Source organism: Holdemanella biformis DSM 3989, assembly GCF_000156655.1.
GTDB classification, from domain to species: Bacteria; Bacillota_I; Bacilli_A; order Erysipelotrichales; family Erysipelotrichaceae; genus Holdemanella; species Holdemanella biformis.
In genome coordinates this window covers 338,392-353,981 of the sequence record NZ_DS996841.1, presented here as the reverse complement: position 1 = coordinate 353,981, position 15,590 = coordinate 338,392, and the positions used below count along the sequence as shown (strand labels likewise).

Sequence of the window (15,590 nt, the reverse complement as noted above, 5' to 3'; positions counted from 1 at the left end):
AAGCAACAGCAAGCCTTGTTTGTGGTACTCCGTATTCCTCACGCTTTTGTCTTAATTCTTCAATAAAGTTTTTATCATTCATTCTAAAATTCCTCCAATCAAAAAAGCAACTACCGTATTTGATAATTGCCTATACTTAAATTTCTGCAAAAGAAAAAGACAATCAATTTCTCGTTTGAAATCAACTGTCTTTCCTATGTCTTATTCAATTTTCCCAAGTGATAATGGAATAATTTATATCACACTATGTAAAATGCGGTTTCGCCTTGTAAATACAGCGTTTTCCGCTTGTTAATGTATATTGTCTCTTGTTTTTTGTGCCCCCCTTGTTAGATAACGGGGGCTTAATCTTCGCTCGCCACAGGCTCGCTCACAGACGAAGTAAACCAGCCACTTGCAAGACATGGCAGAAAAATCTGAAAGATTTTCCTGCCACCGTGTCTGGATCACTCCGTCTGCCTAACTAATAATATAGTATTATGTAAAAATGTCATTTTATTTAGGTACATCTACCGAATAGCTTAAACAGTCACCTCTTTTGTTACTTTGTAAGTCATTGTAATACCATAGATACATGACTCTGTCATATACATTGATTTCAATTACACCGTCCGGTTTTTGTCCTTCTACTTCCAATGAATAGATTTCTTTATCATGTGCATAGCCGTAAACAAAACGCTTGCTTGGATAATCGGGGTTTAAGTCTTGTTGGAAATCACTTAATTTCAAAGAAGAGTGAATAAGCTCTGTAATATCATCTAACAAAATTCTATCTCGTTTCGTTGTAACCGGTGTAGCATTTATAAATGTGTATTGTGTATGCCCATTCTGTATCTGCTTTTTACAACGAGCCATTACTAAGCCTTGAATATCATCGTTATCATTTCCAGCCCGATAGAAAATCGTATCATATTTTTTGCCTTGCCATATATGCAAGGTTTCATCAACATGATTAAGAAAATCAGCAGGAACCGAAAGTTCCTCATTTTCAGCATTCAAAGTGGAAAGTTGAATAGCTTCTTCAATCGTGTCATAATATACAAGCTTGGCATTATTTTTATCATAATCATTTATCGTAAATTCCACGTATTCATTATCTTTATTTTCTTCTTCCGGAACATAAGTATAACGACCATTTTCAATATGGTCATCATATTCAACATCAACAAATAACCCAATCCCTATCAGAGCTACAAAAATCAAAGAAATCGCTCCAATTATGATTAACATTATTTTCAAAAATTTTTTCATGGCATACACTTCCTTAATCACTTCAAGTTTATCTATTATTATTTATCATATTATATCATTAGAAAATTGAGTAGTCATCACTTTTCTAGTATCTGTCAGAATATTTTTTATTCCATAAATTATCAAGAGTGTAAACATTGCTACGCAACAAGCTCTTGACAATTCATGTCCTAAAAAATGATTAATAATCAAGCAGAAAAAGAATAGTTATACTGTATTACAGCAACAAAAAAGACATCTCATATTCTGTATGAAATGCCAATTTTGCCTTTATTTATGCTGTTTTCTCTGTCGTATCAAGGTTCTTTCATTCGTAGTAAATTAGTGGTAAAATTCTTTTATTTTTTGTTTCATATTGCTTAAAATCCCTGTGTTTATGCGGATAATTCGATTTTTACTCTTTTTTATATTAAAATACTACTTTATTCTTGCAACAATATCACTTTTTTATGATGTCCAAAATACAACAATACAGCAAATTTATCTTCTCCATAATTAATTTTGTTTCTTCTATAATCACTAACAAGTTCACCTTCAAAAAATTCATTTTCAATTACGTATGCCCCTTTAGTTTTTCCTCCCTTGCATTTTTCGATATATACCATTGATTTATACCAGCAGCATCTTTTCCCTTGCATATATCCTTCAATTTCATAACAAAGCAACCATAATCCTCTACATATAGAATACACTAAAACTATGATGGATATTATTTTAATTATATTTTCAAATAGATTGTTTTTTTTAATCTGAAAAATAATTATCAGCAAAGACATCAATATCGGTACTGTTAAAACATCTATAAAAATTTGTTGTTTTATTTCTTTTAACCATTGCTTTAAATATTTTGTCTTTTCTAGCGAATTCAATAATATAGATGGATTCTCATACAATCTCTCTAATACTTTCAGTCATAGTATAATCTTCTCCTATTTATTTTAAACTTTTGCAAGCAGGTAAACACAGGTTATTCCTTAATATCCTTTTGTTTGGGAAACTCCATTTTCCCATCGTGAAATGGTTTTATTTGTCACACCTAATTTTTCAGCTAACTGCTCTTGTGTATATCCTTTTTTCTTGCGATTCATTGCGATAAAGGCTCCTATCTTTTTTGTGTTCATAATTAGCCTCCTTTCATCTAAAATCTTACTATTTCTAGTATAGATTGAACATACCACAAATGGCGAATTAGCTGATTCTTCTTGACTTAAATGATCATGTTCCATACAATAGATTGGTGCATTAAAAATAACGTTCACTCTTCACCGGATGAGTGGTTAAAGCGTCTAGGATCAAATCGTAGGTGCAGTGATTTCACTGTAAGATTTGGTCTTAGGCGCTTCTTTTTTTGGAGGTGTTTATGAATAAGACAAAAGAATTATTGGTACAAATGATGTGGGAATTAGTTGGCAGTATCTTTGTTGCGATTGGAATTTATAATTTTGCCGTACAAGCTAAGTTTCCTATGACAGGATTTTCGGGAATTTCAATTATCTTTTATCGACTATTTCATATTCCTATTGGTTTTTCAACGATTCTATTGAATATACCTGTTGCGATACTTTGTTACAAATTATTAGGAAAGAAGTTTTTTATCAGTTCCATTCGCTGTATGATTGTATCTTCATTGATTATCGACTATGTGGCGCCATTATTTCCAGTCTACCAAGGAGATCGATTATTAGCTGCCCTATGTACGGGAGTTTTTGGTGGAATTGGCTACGCGATGATTTATACAAGAAATTCATCTACAGGAGGATCTGATTTTATCATCATGGCTGTAAAGGCATTAAGACCGCATTTATCTTTAGGAAATATTGCCTTTTTATCGGACGTTGGCATTATTTTAGTGGGTGGTATTCTATTTAAAGATGTAGATGGAATGATTTATGGTATGATTGTCAATTTGTTATTTGCGGTTGTAGTGGATAAAATGATTTATGGTATGAACTCAGGTAAAGTGGCTTTTATTGTCACAAAACAGGGAAAAAGAATTTGTCAGGTGATTGATGAAACAAGTCAAAGGGGAAGTACGATTTTAAATGCACAAGGGGGATATAAACAAGATGATATGCAAGTGGTAATGTGTGCTTGTAATAGTAAAGAAATGTATCAAGTAAGAAAGGCGGTACAAGAAGCGGATCCAGAATCTTTTTTTGTGGTTGTCGAATCGCATGAAGTGCATGGAGAGGGGTTTAAAATGACAAATATTGGAGAAGCGCAAAGCTAAATTCATGTCCATGATGAAAACGCTTGCGTAATTGATAGTTCTTTGTTATGATTTGAATATCATATGACTGACGGAAGTGGAGTTACCACATGAAGTATGATATTATAGGCCGACCGTCTGGGCAAGTTTACTTTGTCTTTTTGGTGGGTCTTTTTATTTGACTACTCGAAGGAATCATAGTAAACTTTAATCAAGCGTTAGTTATAACTAACTGTCATTAAAAGGAGGTAATTATGAAAGAACAATGGCAAGGATTTAAAGGTGGTAAATGGCAAGATGAAGTTGATGTTCGTGGCTTTATTCAAAACAACTATAAGCCTTATGATGGGGATGAAAGCTTTTTAGAGGGTCCAACAGAATCAACAAATACTTTGTGGGAAAAGCTTCAAAAATTACAAAAAGAAGAACGTGCCAAAGGTGGCGTATTGGATATGGAAACAGAAGTGGTTTCAAGTCTTACAGCTTATGGCCCTGGATATTTAGATAAAGAGTTAGAGAAGGTTGTTGGTTTACAAACAGATAAACCATTAAAACGTGCATTTATGCCTTATGGCGGTATTCGTATGAGTGAAGAGGCATGCGAAACTTATGGATATAAACCAAGTGAAAAATTACATGAAATATTCACAAAATATCATAAAACTCACAATGATGCTGTATTTAGTGCATACACACCAGAAATGCGTTTAGCACGTCGTAATAAGATTGTGACTGGTTTACCAGATACATATGGTCGTGGACGTATCGTTGGTGATTATCGTCGTGTTGCACTTTATGGTATTGATTACTTAATTGAGCAGAAACAAAAAGATTTCGCATATTGTGGCGATGGAACAATGAGCGATGATGTGATTCGTCAGCGTGAAGAATTGGCGGAACAAATCAAGGCGTTAAAAGAAATGAAAGTCATGGCAGCAAGCTATGGATATGATATTTCTCAACCTGCTAAGAACTCTTTAGAAGCTGTACAATGGCTATATTTTGGATATTTAGCAGCTATTAAAACACAAAATGGTGCAGCTATGTCTGTTGGTCGTATTTCGACTTTCTTAGACATTTATTTTGAAAGAGATTTAGAAAATGGTGTATTTACCGAAAGTGAAATTCAAGAAATTGTTGACCATATAACTATGAAATTTAGAATGGTTAAATTTGCCAGAATTCCTAGCTACAACCAATTATTCTCAGGAGATCCAGTTTGGGCAACACTAGATATTGGTGGTTTAGGCATGGATGGAAGAAGCATGGTTACTAAAACATGTTTCCGTTTCTTGCATACACTTGAAAATATGGGACCGAGTCCAGAACCAAACTTGACTGTACTATATTCTTCAAATTTACCAGAACCATTCAAGAAATATGCTTCAAAAGTAAGTATTGATACAAGCAGTGTTCAATATGAAAACGATGATGTGATGCGTCCTGTATGGGGTGATGATTATGCGGTTTGTTGCTGTGTAAGTGCAACGCAAACGGGTAAAGAAATGCAGTTCTTTGGGGCTCGTGCAAACTTAGCTAAATGTTTATTATATGCGATCAATGGTGGTATAGATGAAAAGACAAAAGTTCAAGTGGGTCCAGAATATAAACCAATCACTAGTGAATATTTGGATTATGATGAAGTTATGCATAAGTACGATATCATGATGGATTGGTTATCAGGTTTATATGTAAATATCTTGAACTTAATTCAGTATATGCATGATAAATATTATTATGAAGCAAGTCAAATGGCTTTAATTGATACAGATGTTCGTAGAACTTTCGCAACAGGTATTGCCGGATTCTCTCATGTAGTGGATTCATTGAGTGCCATTAAATACGCAAAGGTTAAGACAATTCGTGATGAAGATGGATTGGTTGTTGATTATGAAATTGAAGGGGATTTCCCTCGCTACGGAAATGATGATGATCGTGCGGATGAAATTGCCGTATGGTTATTAAAGACATTTATGCGTAAGATTGAAAAGCACCACACATATCGTGATAGTGAACCAACAACTTCAATTCTTACAATTACTTCAAATGTTGTATATGGTAAAGCTACTGGTGCTTTGCCTGATGGAAGAAAGGCTGGAGAGCCATTATCACCAGGTGCTAACCCTGCTTATGGTGCAGAACAAAATGGATTGCTTGCTTCACTAAATTCTGTCGCAAAACTTCCTTATGAATATGCATTAGATGGAATTAGTAATACGCAAACAATCAATCCGGATGCGTTGGGTCATAGTGAAGAAGAAAGAGTGAATAACTTAGTCAATGTATTAGACGGATACCTTGATCAGGGTGCTCACCACTTAAATGTGAACGTATTTGGTGTAGAAAAATTAAAAGATGCGATGGAACATCCAGAAAAAGAGGAATATGCTAACTTTACAATTCGTGTTTCTGGTTATGCTGTTAAATTTATTGATTTAACTCGTGAACAACAATTAGATGTTATTAGTCGTACATGTCATAAGAGCCTTTAATAAGGCTCTTTCTAGTTAGGAGGACAGGATGTTAGGAGCCATTCATTCAATTGAAACATTTGGCCTTGTAGATGGGCCAGGCGTAAGATATGTCATTTTTATGCAAGGGTGTCATATGCGTTGTAAGTTTTGTCACAATGCGGATACTTGGAAAGTAAAAGAACCCGATCAAAATGTAGAAACCGTTTTAAAGAAAGCTTTGCGATATCGTCCTTACTGGAAAGAGAATGGCGGTATTACTGTCAGTGGTGGAGAACCACTTCTTCAAATTGATTTTTTGATTGAGCTTTTTACACAGGCAAAAAAAGAAGGGGTCCATACAACTTTAGATACTTGTGGACAGCCCTTTACTTTTGAAGAACCCTTCTTTTCTAAATTTAAACAGCTTATGCAAGTTACAGATTTAGTTCTATTAGATATTAAACATATTGATGAAAAGGCGCATAAAGAATTAACTGGGCATACCAATCAAAATATTTTAGAACTCGCTAAATATTTATCTGATATTCAAAAACCTGTATGGATTCGTCATGTATTAGTACCAACTATTAATACGGATGAAGTATATTTAAAAAGACTACATCAATTTGTTGCTCAGTTAAAAAATGTAGAAAGAGTGGAAGTCCTTCCATACCATACGTTAGGGGCTTATAAATGGAAAGAATTAGGTTTAGAATATCCTTTAGAAGGAATACCAACACCAAGTGATCAACAACTTCAAATTGCGAATACGATACTTGAAACAGGGAAATGATTATCCCTGTTTTTTTTGTATACAAAAAAAGTGCTCAATTGAGCACTTTTACTAAAGTCTATCAAATATGTTATATAAACTTCTTCGATCATACCAGACATATCCTGTTGGATTTTCAGGATCTGGTGTTGGTGTTGGTTCAGGATCTGGTGTTGGTTCAGGATCTGGTGTTGGTTCAGGATCTGGTGTAGTTGGATATGTACAAGCACTTCCATCCCAAGTACCACCATTATTTACACATGTTGTTTCAGCATCGTTGGTTTCTGTATCTTCTTTTTTACAAGTCGTTCCATCCCAAGTTCCGCCATCGGCAACACAAGCTTCTTTTTCTTCGTCGTCAGCTTTCTTACAAGTTCCAGCTTCTTCATCCCATTCACCACCATCGGCAACACATGCTTCTTGTTCGTCTGCGTTTTCAGAAGCTGTATCACCTTTTGATTTAAACTCATCTTTGATATATCCGCCTTTATAATCGGAAATACCACTTGGTCTTTCAATAGCTGAATATGTCGCATATTTTTGCATGTAATCTAACATATAGTGAGAAATATGGAATGCAGTCGCAACATTTAAATCATAGATTGTAATGTAGTAGCCTTGTTGAATATATTCTGTTGTATATCCACTCCAGCAAGCAATTGTATATTTGTTTGTATAACCTAAAGACCATTCATCTTTTGCGGTACCAGCAGGAATACCATATTGAGCACCTTCATTTTGCCAATCGGAAGTTCCTGATTTACCATAAACTGTATAATTACTCATTAAGATGTTGCTGTAGTTGTTGTAGCCACCACTAACAACTTTTTCAAGCAATTGCGACATCATCCAAGCGGCTTGTTCACTAATTAATTCATGTGTTTGAGCTTTTGTTTCAAATTCTTTTTTATCAGACCTACGAATAATTTTACGAATTCTATGGGCATCTACACGTTTACCACCATTGGCAAGCATAGAGTAGGCACTTGCTTGTTGGACAGTGCTCGCATACATTCCAGAACCACCAATCGCATATTGCTCGTTGAATGCATTAGCTACGTCTTCATCGTAACCAAGCTTCTTACAGAAATCGATCCAGTAATCATAGCCTTTGGCTGTTACTAAATCAATCATAGCTTGCGCGGCTGTTGTATTTTTTGATACGCCTAATGCATCTTGTAAACTCATTTTACCATTGTATTTACCATCTGAGTTAGCTGGTGCATATGAACCATTTTTCCAATAATCCTTTTTCTTATCATTTACCTGGTGAACTGTAGACCAGCCAAGAATATCAAATGTACTTGAATAGGCAAGCAATGGTTTCATTGTTGAACCAGGTTGTTTTGAATCTGTTGAGTTATCAATTTTAACAGAGTCAGAGTGGTAACGGCGTCCAGGTCCTACCGCAATGATTTCTCCTGTATCATTTTCAATCATTGAGAAACCTACATCGAATGCTTCATCTGGATATTGTACGATATTACCATTACAGATTTCATCGGCTTGTTTTTGAGCATCTTGATTTAATGCGGTATAGATATCCATTGGAATAATGGCAGGATCTTGTCCGGTCAATTCCATAACTTCACTAAGTGTTTGGGTAATATAAGCTTGGTTTGGATCATCACTTGTTCTTTCAATATATTGTAAAGAGAAAGATATGTCTTGATTTGAAGCAAGATTATATTCTTCTTCTGTAATATATCCATGTTGCATCATTAATTCCAAAGTCACATTACGTCGATTTTGAGCTGCTTTCAAGTGATCTACAGTCGTATTAGCTTCGTTTAAATTGTTTAATGGGTTATATGTGTCTGGCGCATTGATACAACCAGCTAAGAATGCAGCTTCACCTAAGTTTAATTGGGATACGTCTTTATTAAAGAAGTATTGTGCTGCTTTTTGAATACCACGCGTATTGTTTCCGGAACCAAACCAAATTCGGTTTACATAATATTCAAATATTTGTTCTTTGTTGATACTTTGTTCAGCAATTAAAGATAAGTAGATTTCTTGTACTTTTAATTTTAACTTTTGAACTGTTGAAACAGAGCCTTGTTCTGTTTCAATCTTTTTCTCTTGGTTTTTCGTAAATGCATTATCAATCATCTGCATCGTTAGGGTTGAACCACCTTGTGAAAAACTACCAGATTTTAAGTTTGCCATTGCGGATTTTAAGAATCGTGGCAAGTCAAATCCGTTGTGATCAAAGAAACGTGAATCTTCGATAGAAAGGAAGGCATCCACTACCGATTGTGGAATCTGTGAATATGTAACGTCTTCACGGATTTCATCGCCGAGTTCATAGAATAAATTTCCTGAAGAGTCATATAATCTTGAATTGGATAATGTTGTTAAGCCATCTTGTGAAAAACGCATGCCATCTGGATCATTAATAATATTCACAAGTACAAAGAATACAGATATACATCCAACTAAGAATATAGATAGGATACTTACGGCAAGTTTATTCCATATATCTAATTTTCTTCTGTTTGTCTTTGGTGCTGTTGGCTTTTTTTGTTCATTTTGTGGTTGGGCCATTTACTTATCCTCCTTAAAATAGAGTTCATCTACAACTTTTAAATACGCTAACCTAGGATATAATCCTTCTTGAATAAGAGTTCCATGATTTTGAAACCAAGTATAAGGTATGGAACTTTTATCTATATTTTCGATTTTATCTATGAGCATCTTTGAATCTACAAGATAGGTTTCATTATGGTAATTGAATCGAATGATAAAAAAACCAATACCTCCATGAAATACAACTTTTTTTAGGTGTTTGATTTGGTGAGGGTGAATCATAAAGAGTGGGAAACTCGTTTTGTTTTTGGTTTCCTTTGCTTCAAAATCAATATATTTACCTCGATATACACCATTATAATCGGTTGTAGATGGCGTTTTATAATAAGCCTCAGTAATTTTTGCACGTTGCCTTTTCGGATAATCAACATGAACAACTTGAACCGGCGTAGGCTTTTTATAAATCAAAGCTTTATCAAGTTCCCGATAATATTTATTGGAGTCATTTATATCATTCTCAAGGCGCATACCTCTTGAACTATAACTCTTTGATTGCATTGTATTTATGGTCGAAATTCCATTCGGATATTTAATAGTGCTCATCAGGAACATTATATATGAAAAAGAGTGAACATTCAATGAAACTCAAAACTCAGAGTTGATTTTTTCTGTTAAAACCTTCATAATATCTAAGTGGATATAGGGGGACTATATATATGGCAACAGATATGAATTTGACAGCGCAAGAAATTTATGAAAAAGAATTTCATGTAGACTTGAAGGGATATGCCCCTGCTGAAGTAGATGAATTTCTAGATATGGTCATTGAAGACTATCAGAAATACGATGAAAAAGTAGAAGAATTAGGTGCTGCAGTGACTCGTTATGAAGAAAAAATTAAAGAGTTGCAGCAACAATTGTTTGCACTACAAAGTGAGAATGAAAACTTGAATGAAAAAGTAAATTCTGATTTTGTGAATGGAAGTAGCAACACAGTGGATATCTTAAAACGTATTGCACGTTTGGAAAAAGCTGTATTCAATCAAAGTGAAGAATAGGTATTAAATCGACAGTCGCTGGCTACTTAGATAGTTAGAGGAAAGTCCATGCTCGCACAATCTGTGATGATTGTAGTGTTTGTGCTAGATGAATAAATAAGTCTAGGCAAGTTTTTACTTGACGGCTGTTTTGTTTGCTAAGGGAAACTATGTAAACAAACTTTAAAAGTGCCACAGAGACGAATCTATATGGAAACGTATAGGGTGGAACGGGTAAACCCCACAAGCGAGAAACCCAAATTTGGTAGGGGAACCGGCTGGAATGAAACGAAAGGAAAGCTGGATAGCATTGCTATAGATAAATGACTGTCACCACGCAAGTGGAACAGAACATGGCTTATGATTTAAGAAACCATAAAGAGCAAAAAAATTGCTCTTTTTTTTTATCTAAAACAAGTGTATACTGAATTTGCATAAATTAAATCTTCAGGGTTGGGTGAAATTCCCTATCGGCGGTAAACCCCGCGAGCATTTTGCAGGAACTGGTGAAATTCCAGTGGCGACAGTATAGTCTGGATGGAAGAAGATGTTTTTATATATTCTTTTGTATATTTAAACGCGCCTAGAGGATTTTCTTTAGGCACGTTTTTTAGTTGATATATGAAGGGATTGATGATTTATGAGTTCAACAAAGAAACTAACAACAATTGCAATCTTAAGTGCGATGGCAATGATTTTAAATTTATTGATACAATTTCCAATTGTACCAGCCGTATCTTTTCTAAGCTATGATCCAAAAGATATCATTATTGTGATTGCAGGATTTATCTATGGTCCTATGACATCCTTTATTATGAGTCTATTGTGTTCATTTTTAGAAATTGTATTCCGTGGAGGAAACTTATTAGATGTTTTGATGAATGTGATTTCTACTTGTACATTCGCTTGTGTGGCTGCCTGCATCTACAAATATAAACATTCTAAAAAAGGAGCTATTGCAGGTTTGGTATTAGGAACTGTATGTTGCACATTGAGTATGACTTTATGGAACTATATTATTACTCCAATTTATTATCAAATGCCAAGAAGTGCAGTCGTTGGTATGTTACTTCCAGGTATTGTTCCATTCAATATTATTAAGTGTACATTGAATGCTGCATGTGCGATGTTGATCTACAAACCACTTGTAAACGCATTGAGAAATACACAGTTTGTTCCTCAATCGAACACAAATGAAACTCTTACAAAAGATGTTGGAATTGTGAGCGCATTTATTATTGTGTCAATTGTTGTTTTAATATTAGTAATGAAAGGTTAAAAGAAAAATGGAACTTTTAGAAGCAAAAAAAATTATGGATGAAAAATTAGGAGATTATAAAATCATGGCTTTGGCAAGCTGTGTTGATGATTATCCTATGGTAAGAAATGTAAGTTGTGTTTTCTACAATGACAAAATTTATTTTAAGACAGATAAAAACTTTAGAAAAACGCAACAATTATTTAAAAATGATAGAGTAGCTATGTGCTTTAATGGTGTGCAAGTAGAAGGTACAGCTAAAAATTTAGGTTTAGTTATTGATGAACCTGGTCGTATTTTTGAAAAGAAATACAAAGAATTCTTGTGGCAAAGCTACAATGCATATTCACATGTAGATACAGAAATTCTAATTGAAGTTACACCTAAGTTTGTTGAAATCTGGGATGAAGACAAAGATCGTAATGCATTCCAATTGTTTATTGATTTTGACAAAGAAACAGTGGAATATAAACCTTATGACTAGTTTTTGCTAGTCTTTTTTTGTGAAAATTCACAAGAATTTGATATGAATATGATACAATATTCTTTAGTAGAAAGTAGGTGGAAACATGTCTCCAGACCCGAGTTATTTTAATAATAAAAATGTATATATGTTCGGAGACATGGGATTTGTCTTCGCTTAAGATATAAGGAGGACAAATTGTGTTAGAGTTTTATAAAACATTTGAAGATGGAACACGCAAAATTCAAGAACCAGAACCAGGCTGTTGGATCAATGCGATTGCGCCTACAGAAGAAGAAAGAAATTATTTGATTGAACAAATTGGTGTTTTACCTGAATTTGTCAAATCTTCACTGGATGAAGAAGAAAGTTCGCATATGGATTATGACGATGATTTTAGACAGTTGTTGATTATTTTTGACTATCCAAGTGCGGAAAATGAAGATGATGATTCGATTGATTCAACTTATTCCACATTGCCAATTGGTATTGTGATTTTAAAAGGATATGTAGTCACAATTAGTTTGTATGAAAACTGGAGTATTTTAGAAATGTCACAAGGAAGAATCAAAGGTATGGATACGCGTTTAAAAACGAGGTTCTTCTTACTTTTAGCTTTGCGTATTTCACAAAGATTCTTGATTTGTCTACGCCAAATTGATCGTCTATCAAGTCGTGCTGAGACGCGGTTACATCAATCGGTAGAAAATGATGAGTTGATTGAAATGTTAGGGTTAGAAAAATCATTGGTTTATTTTTCGACTTCGTTAAAATCGGATGAAGTAACATTAAATAAAATTATGCGTGGAAAACAAATTCAATTGTATGAAGAAGATGAGGATTTGTTAGAGGACGTCATGATTGAAATTCATCAGGCCATTGAGATGTGTAATATTTATTCAAATACAATGGCAGGAACTATGGATACATTCGCAAGTATCATTTCTAACAATATGAATATTGTCATGAACAAATTAACTGTAATCACAATCGTAATGGCCATCCCCAATATTATTTTCGGTTTCTACGGAATGAATGTGCGGTTGCCATTTCCATTTGTATGGTTCCCAAGCTTTGTGGCTATTTTGGCCTGTGTGGTTGCGACCGTATACTTTTTTAGACATAATATGTTTAAGTAGGGTTTGATTTTTTTCAAACCTTTTTCTTTTAGACAAAAGAAAAAAGCACTACTTAAAATAGTGCTCCAAGTGCTCCAAATAAGCCCATACTTGCTAAAGCCATAATAATACCTGCAAGAATGACTCCTAACATAACAGCGAGTACGCTTGATTTAAAATCCATATCTAAAATACTTGCGGCAAGTGTTCCAGTCCAAGCACCTGTTCCAGGTAATGGAATACCTACAAATAATAGTAGGGCAACAAATAACCCTTTTCCGGCAGTTTCTTGTAGTTTTTTTCCACCTTTTTCACCCTTTTCTAAACACCAAGTAAAAAAGTTTCCAATAACAGGTTTGTCAGCTCCCCAAACAAGAATCTTTCTGGCAAAGAAATAGATAAATGGAACAGGAATCATATTTCCAATAATCGCAATAATATAATATTGTACAAATGGCAATCCCATTCCAGCGGCAATAGGAATGGCTCCACGAAGTTCAATGAGTGGTACCATTGATACCAAAAACACAATTAAGTATTTTTTTAACATACAAGTCTCCTTTTTTCGACAAGTAAAAGTTTATCATTGATGACATGATTTTACAATATTAGACAAATATTGTGATGTGTCTAGCACTGTTATGTTGAAAGCGCTAAAATTAGTGCTATACTGAAGTCATAAAGGAGATGTTACATATGAAATGGTTTGATTCGGATTATGATTATATTGATGAATTCACAACTCAATGGAATGAAAGGTATAAAAAGATTAAAAGAATAGGTATAATATTAAGTGTGGTTTTGATTTTAATTGGTATTTTATGTTTTGCATTTCCAGAAAAAGTATTCACAACGATTCAAATTATTGCAGCCATTGGATTGATTGTTTGGGGTGCTTGTGAAATCTATTCGTATATCACGACAACTTTCTTCTTTAGAGATGCGATGTGGTTGGCTAGTGGAATCTTAAACATCTTGTTAGGTTGTTTATTATGTACGATGCCAGTCACGATTACAGTAAGTACTTTGACGTTCTTGTTTGCGTTTGTTTTATTGGTGAATGGAATTCAAAAAATCACTTGGGGTTCTCGGTTAAGCTTTTTTAGAGTGATCAATACCAATTATTTAAGTTTAACAGGTTGGGTCAATTTACTGTTGGGTATTATCTTTATGGTGATGCCTTTCCAAAGTGCTTTAGTCATCAATTATATTTTAGCTGCCTATCTTATTGTGGCGGGCATTAGCTTGTTGATTGAAGTTGTTTCAATGAAAAGAATTTAAGGGGTAATTATGGAAAATTTTAAGTTTTATGCACCTACAAAAGTGTATTTTGGTAAAGATGAAGAAAAAAAGGTTGGAAAGATTTTAAAGGAATTTCATCCAAAGAAAGTGTTGATTCATTATGGTGGACAAAGTGCTATTAAATCTGGTCTTTTGGATCGAGTAAAAAAGGCGTTGGATGAAGAAAATATTGTGTATTGTTTATGTGGTGGTGTAGTTGCCAATCCATTACTTTTAAAGGTAAATGAAGGCATTCAAATTTGTAAAGAAGAAGGTGTTGACTTCATTTTAGCTGTTGGTGGTGGAAGCGTATTAGATTCAAGTAAGGGCATTGCGTATGGTGTTTATAATGAAGGTAATGTCTGGGATTATTATGCAAGAAAGAAAAAGGTAAAGGGTGCTTTACCGATGGGATGCATATTAACGCTTGCGGCTACGGGCAGTGAAATGAGTAATTCGAGTGTTATTACGAATGAGGATGGAAATCTAAAACGTGGATTGAGTAGTGAATATGGATATTTTAAATTTTCTATTTTAAATCCAGAATTAACATATACAGTATCTAAGTATCAAACAATGTGTGGATGTACAGATATAATTATGCATACGTTTGAAAGATATTTTACGCCTTATGATACTTTAGATTTGGTGGATCAAATGGCAGAAAGTGTTGTTCGTACAGTAATCAAAAACGCAAAGATTCTTTTGGAAGATCCTACAAATGAAAAGGCTCGAGCTGAAATTATGTGGGCAGGCAGTGTATCGCATAATGATATGACAGGAGATCGTTCTTTAGGGGATTGGGCTTGCCATCAATTGGAACATGAATTGAGTGGTATGTTTAATGTGGCACATGGAGCAGGGCTAGCTGCAATTTGGGATAGTTGGGCAAACCATGTATATATGGAAAATCCAACACGATTTGCCAAACTTGGACATCGCGTGTTTGGCTTGGATGATTCAGATACTTTGTCTTGTGCTTTGAATACAATTGAAAAGATGGAAGAGTTTTTTAAATCGATTGGCATGCCTACAAGTATTCAGGAATTGTTGAAACGTAAATGTACGGAACAAGAATTGTACGAATTAACATATAAGTGTAGTTTTGAACATACGCGAACAATTGGAAAATTTAAAGAATTAGATGAAACAGATATGCTTGAAATTTATCGTATGGCAAATGAAAAGGAAGTCGCTTAAGACTTCCTTGTTTTAGTTT

The 15,590-nt window shown here is 34.2% G+C and carries 15 protein-coding genes, 1 other RNA gene and 2 riboswitches; of the genes, 10 read left to right on the top strand and 6 right to left on the bottom strand.

Annotation, left to right across the window (positions count from 1 at the left end; genetic code table 11):
* Nucleotides 1–495 precede the first annotated feature (495 nt).
* The 3 genes from EUBIFOR_RS03245 to EUBIFOR_RS03235 form a co-directional block, all read right to left on the bottom strand.
* Entirely contained in the window at nucleotides 496–1,251 is a 756-nt protein-coding gene (locus tag EUBIFOR_RS03245) for a hypothetical protein (protein ID WP_040466117.1), read from the bottom strand.
* A 422-nt stretch (nucleotides 1,252–1,673) separates the two neighbouring features.
* Nucleotides 1,674–2,120 (bottom strand): hypothetical protein, encoded by a 447-nt coding sequence (locus tag EUBIFOR_RS03240; protein WP_003864488.1) that lies wholly within the window; start codon nucleotides 2,118–2,120, stop codon nucleotides 1,674–1,676.
* Between the two features lie 105 nt (nucleotides 2,121–2,225).
* A complete protein-coding gene (locus EUBIFOR_RS03235) occupies nucleotides 2,226–2,372 on the bottom strand; it encodes a helix-turn-helix domain-containing protein (RefSeq protein ID WP_040466115.1) in 147 nt (48 codons plus the stop codon).
* A 239-nt stretch (nucleotides 2,373–2,611) separates the two neighbouring features.
* Here EUBIFOR_RS03235 and EUBIFOR_RS03230 point away from each other — a divergent pair, with 239 nt between their 5' ends.
* The 3 genes from EUBIFOR_RS03230 to pflA all read left to right on the top strand — a co-directional run bounded on the left by EUBIFOR_RS03230 (nucleotide 2,612) and on the right by pflA (nucleotide 6,706).
* Nucleotides 2,612–3,481, top strand: coding sequence for a YitT family protein (locus EUBIFOR_RS03230; protein ID WP_003864486.1), 870 nt, complete (start codon nucleotides 2,612–2,614; stop codon nucleotides 3,479–3,481).
* Between the two features lie 53 nt (nucleotides 3,482–3,534).
* Nucleotides 3,535–3,611, top strand: a riboswitch (ZMP/ZTP riboswitch).
* A 103-nt stretch (nucleotides 3,612–3,714) separates the two neighbouring features.
* On the top strand, nucleotides 3,715–5,952 hold the full coding sequence (pflB, locus tag EUBIFOR_RS03225) for a formate C-acetyltransferase (protein WP_003864485.1): 2,238 nt from the start codon (nucleotides 3,715–3,717) through the stop codon (nucleotides 5,950–5,952).
* Between the two features lie 28 nt (nucleotides 5,953–5,980).
* Nucleotides 5,981–6,706: a pyruvate formate-lyase-activating protein gene (gene pflA, locus EUBIFOR_RS03220; protein WP_003864484.1), complete on the top strand. Its 726-nt coding sequence runs from the start codon at nucleotides 5,981–5,983 to the stop codon at nucleotides 6,704–6,706.
* A 51-nt stretch (nucleotides 6,707–6,757) separates the two neighbouring features.
* Here pflA and EUBIFOR_RS03215 read toward each other — a convergent pair whose 3' ends face one another.
* Nucleotides 6,758–9,232 (bottom strand): transglycosylase domain-containing protein, encoded by a 2,475-nt coding sequence (locus EUBIFOR_RS03215; RefSeq protein WP_003864483.1) that lies wholly within the window; start codon nucleotides 9,230–9,232, stop codon nucleotides 6,758–6,760.
* Nucleotides 9,233–9,826 carry a Holliday junction resolvase RecU gene (gene recU, locus EUBIFOR_RS03210; protein ID WP_003864482.1) on the bottom strand — a complete coding sequence of 198 codons (594 nt, stop codon included), beginning with the start codon at nucleotides 9,824–9,826 and terminating at the stop codon, nucleotides 9,233–9,235.
* Nucleotides 9,827–9,930: 104 nt separating this feature from the next.
* On the opposite strand from recU, the gene gpsB reads away from it, so the two are divergent.
* The 5 genes from gpsB to EUBIFOR_RS03190 all read left to right on the top strand — a co-directional run bounded on the left by gpsB (nucleotide 9,931) and on the right by EUBIFOR_RS03190 (nucleotide 13,111).
* Nucleotides 9,931–10,272 carry a cell division regulator GpsB gene (gpsB, locus tag EUBIFOR_RS03205; protein ID WP_003864481.1) on the top strand — a complete coding sequence of 114 codons (342 nt, stop codon included), beginning with the start codon at nucleotides 9,931–9,933 and terminating at the stop codon, nucleotides 10,270–10,272.
* A gap of 3 nt (nucleotides 10,273–10,275) precedes the next feature.
* Nucleotides 10,276–10,617: RNase P RNA component class B (rnpB, locus tag EUBIFOR_RS12335), an RNA gene on the top strand.
* Nucleotides 10,618–10,690: 73 nt separating this feature from the next.
* A riboswitch (FMN riboswitch) is annotated at nucleotides 10,691–10,804 on the top strand.
* Nucleotides 10,805–10,891: 87 nt separating this feature from the next.
* Nucleotides 10,892–11,530, top strand: a complete 639-nt coding sequence (locus EUBIFOR_RS03200) for an ECF transporter S component (protein WP_003864480.1) — start codon at nucleotides 10,892–10,894, stop codon at nucleotides 11,528–11,530.
* A gap of 7 nt (nucleotides 11,531–11,537) precedes the next feature.
* The gene (locus tag EUBIFOR_RS03195; RefSeq protein ID WP_003864479.1) at nucleotides 11,538–11,993 is read left to right on the top strand and encodes a pyridoxamine 5'-phosphate oxidase family protein; all 456 of its coding nucleotides are present in this window, start codon (nucleotides 11,538–11,540) and stop codon (nucleotides 11,991–11,993) included.
* A 179-nt stretch (nucleotides 11,994–12,172) separates the two neighbouring features.
* Nucleotides 12,173–13,111, top strand: a complete 939-nt coding sequence (locus EUBIFOR_RS03190; RefSeq protein ID WP_003864478.1) for a magnesium transporter CorA family protein — start codon at nucleotides 12,173–12,175, stop codon at nucleotides 13,109–13,111.
* 52 nt (nucleotides 13,112–13,163) lie between these two features.
* Here EUBIFOR_RS03190 and EUBIFOR_RS03185 read toward each other — a convergent pair whose 3' ends face one another.
* Complete coding sequence (locus tag EUBIFOR_RS03185; RefSeq protein ID WP_003864477.1) at nucleotides 13,164–13,640, bottom strand: COG2426 family protein; 477 nt, start codon at nucleotides 13,638–13,640, stop codon at nucleotides 13,164–13,166.
* Between the two features lie 146 nt (nucleotides 13,641–13,786).
* Here EUBIFOR_RS03185 and EUBIFOR_RS03180 point away from each other — a divergent pair, with 146 nt between their 5' ends.
* A complete protein-coding gene (locus EUBIFOR_RS03180; RefSeq protein WP_040466114.1) occupies nucleotides 13,787–14,371 on the top strand; it encodes an HdeD family acid-resistance protein in 585 nt (194 codons plus the stop codon).
* Between the two features lie 9 nt (nucleotides 14,372–14,380).
* Entirely contained in the window at nucleotides 14,381–15,571 is a 1,191-nt protein-coding gene (locus EUBIFOR_RS03175) for an iron-containing alcohol dehydrogenase (RefSeq protein ID WP_003864475.1), read from the top strand.
* Nucleotides 15,572–15,590: the final 19 nt, after the last annotated feature.

Excerpts from the sequence above, each read along its gene's own strand:
- EUBIFOR_RS03245 (WP_040466117.1), bottom strand. The coding sequence starts at position 1,251 with ATGAAAAAATTTTTGAAAATAATGTTAATCATAATTGGAGCGATTTCT.
- EUBIFOR_RS03235 (WP_040466115.1), bottom strand. The coding sequence starts at position 2,372 with ATGAACACAAAAAAGATAGGAGCCTTTATCGCAATGAATCGCAAGAAA.
- EUBIFOR_RS03230 (WP_003864486.1), top strand. The coding sequence starts at position 2,612 with ATGAATAAGACAAAAGAATTATTGGTACAAATGATGTGGGAATTAGTT.
- pflB (WP_003864485.1), top strand. The coding sequence starts at position 3,715 with ATGAAAGAACAATGGCAAGGATTTAAAGGTGGTAAATGGCAAGATGAA.
- pflA (WP_003864484.1), top strand. The coding sequence starts at position 5,981 with ATGTTAGGAGCCATTCATTCAATTGAAACATTTGGCCTTGTAGATGGG.
- EUBIFOR_RS03215 (WP_003864483.1), bottom strand. The coding sequence starts at position 9,232 with ATGGCCCAACCACAAAATGAACAAAAAAAGCCAACAGCACCAAAGACA.
- recU (WP_003864482.1), bottom strand. The coding sequence starts at position 9,826 with ATGTTCCTGATGAGCACTATTAAATATCCGAATGGAATTTCGACCATA.
- gpsB (WP_003864481.1), top strand. The coding sequence starts at position 9,931 with ATGGCAACAGATATGAATTTGACAGCGCAAGAAATTTATGAAAAAGAA.
- EUBIFOR_RS03200 (WP_003864480.1), top strand. The coding sequence starts at position 10,892 with ATGAGTTCAACAAAGAAACTAACAACAATTGCAATCTTAAGTGCGATG.
- EUBIFOR_RS03195 (WP_003864479.1), top strand. The coding sequence starts at position 11,538 with ATGGAACTTTTAGAAGCAAAAAAAATTATGGATGAAAAATTAGGAGAT.
- EUBIFOR_RS03185 (WP_003864477.1), bottom strand. The coding sequence starts at position 13,640 with ATGTTAAAAAAATACTTAATTGTGTTTTTGGTATCAATGGTACCACTC.
- EUBIFOR_RS03180 (WP_040466114.1), top strand. The coding sequence starts at position 13,787 with ATGAAATGGTTTGATTCGGATTATGATTATATTGATGAATTCACAACT.
- EUBIFOR_RS03175 (WP_003864475.1), top strand. The coding sequence starts at position 14,381 with ATGGAAAATTTTAAGTTTTATGCACCTACAAAAGTGTATTTTGGTAAA.